This window comes from Actinoplanes sp. NPDC048791, from assembly GCF_040650095.1.
GTDB lineage: Bacteria > Actinomycetota > Actinomycetes > Mycobacteriales > Micromonosporaceae > Actinoplanes.
The window spans coordinates 1-2,053 of sequence record NZ_JBEZGQ010001288.1; the positions used below are offsets into that span (position 1 = coordinate 1).

Below are 2,053 nucleotides of genomic sequence, written 5' to 3' on the forward strand. Positions count from 1 at the left end.
CCGCCGCGGTCATCCCGGCCAGCATGATCCCCGGTGGGGTGGGCGCGTCGAACATGTCCCAGCCCGACGGCGACTCCACCGGCTGGGTCACCCGGCGCACCTCGCCGCCTTCGGTCACCACCCGGCTGTCCACCGCGACGAAAGCGGTGAACCGGCACAGCACCCCGTAGCGCAGCGAAGTGGCCACGATGGTCTGTTCCAGCTCGCGCTGCCCGGTCAGGTACCGGTCCTCCAGCTCGCGCAGCCGGGCCCGGGCCCACTGCGCGGTGACCGCCGGCTCCGCGCTGTCACGAACCGGGATCTGCCGCACGAACTCCTCGTCGTCGCGGGTCCGGCCACGCACGGTCAGCGTGCCACCGGCGGTCCCGGTGTAGCGGCCGAACACGACCAGCGGCACCCCGGGGAACACCGTCTGCGCCGGCGCCGGGTCGACGCTGAAGTCGGCCGCGGTGACGGTCACGTCGGTTAGCACCGGCGCGGCGATCCGCCGGTGGATCTGCGCCATCGCCTCGTCGAGCCGGTCCTCGCTCTCCACCAGTTCGCAGCGGCCCGCGCCGAGCGCGGCGAGCCGGCCCAGGAAGCCGACGTTGACGGCCCGGTCGATGCCCACGGTGTGCACCCGGGTGGTGCCGATCAGGCCAGTGATCTCGGCCAGGATCTGGTCCTCGTTGCCCACCTGGCCGTCGGTGACCAGCACGAGCACCCGCTCGCGCGAGCCCGAGTCGGCGAGCAGGCTCAGCCCCTCACGCAGCGGGACGAGCATCTCGGTGCCACCGCGGGCGTCGGCGCGCGACAGGTGCTCGACCGCGCGGAACCTGTTGCGGTCGGTCGCCTCGGACAGGCCGGTGCCGAGAGCGTCCGGCCGGTCGACCTGGTGGTCGAAGGTCAGCACGGCGAACCGGTCGGCGGTGGTGAGAGTGTCGACCACGCGGGCGGCGGCGCGGCGGGCGGCGACCATCTTCCAGCCGCCCATGCTGCCCGAACGGTCCAGCAGCAGCACCACGTCCTTGGGCCGGCCGGCGGTCGCGGCGTCGTCCGGCGGCACCAGCACAACCTGGTACGTCCCCTCGGGCCCGTCCGCCGTCGGGTCGCTGACACACACCGCGCCGGAGCCGTCACCCGCGTACGGCAGCCGCAGGATGAAATCCCGGTCCGCGCGCTCGCCGGGCGCGATCTCCACCCGGCCGCCCTCGCCCGTCACCGTGTGCAGACTGGAGCGGACCTCACCGAGGCCCAGGCCGGCCGGATCGATGTCGACGCCGATGCTGAGCCGCAGCGGGTTCGGGAAGCCGGGCAGCAGCACCGGGGGAGTGATCCGGGAGGCGTCCGGCACCGCGTCGGTGTCCTGCGCCTGGCCGGAGCCGACCGCCGGCCCGGGCAGCGGCGCCCCGGGCACGTAGCGCGGCGCCACCACCAGCGGGAACCGGAACGTCGCCGCGCCGTCCTCCCAGGGCAGCGGCCCGACCAGCGACAACGCGATGGTGACCCGCTCACCGGGCAGGATGTTGCCGACCCGCATGGTGAAAACGTCGGGCCGTTCCTCCTCGGCGATCGAGGCGCGCTGACCGGCTGCGACGGCCTGGTCGTAGTTCTGCCGCGCCTGGGCCCGTTCCTGCAGCTCGGCCTCGACCGTGCGGCCGTCGGCGGTCATCGTCATGCCGGTGACCGCGGCCCGGTCCGGCAGCGGGAAGACGTAGGTCGCCTCGAGCGGGGTGTCGTGCGCGTTGACGTACTCGGCGGTCACCGTGGTGCGGGCGACCAGGCCGCTGATCGCGGCCCGCACGTCGAGACGGTCCAGCGGCAGGTTGCCGCGGTCGGTGAGCAGGGCACCGAGACCGGCGTCGGGCAGGATGCGGACGCGGCCGAGCTCCGCCGGATCCATCGGCTTGACGGACAAGGTCATGACGGGCTCCCATCGTCGAGGGTGTCGCCGGCGAGCAGGCCACGGGCGGCCAGCAGGTCCAGCAGAGGGCGGGCGGCGGTGGCGATGGCCTCGTAGTCGGCGGCGCCGGGACGTACCGGAAGGACCAGGATCGCGCCGCCACCCAGCGCG

Annotated in this window: 1 protein-coding gene; it reads right to left on the bottom strand. The window is 74.2% G+C overall.

All coding sequences use genetic code 11. The features are described 5' to 3' along the window. Positions 1-1,903 (bottom strand): VIT domain-containing protein (locus AB0C29_RS45505; protein WP_360834196.1); only part of this gene is annotated, 1,903 nt, incomplete at its 3' end. Positions 1,904-2,053 lie beyond the last annotated feature (150 nt).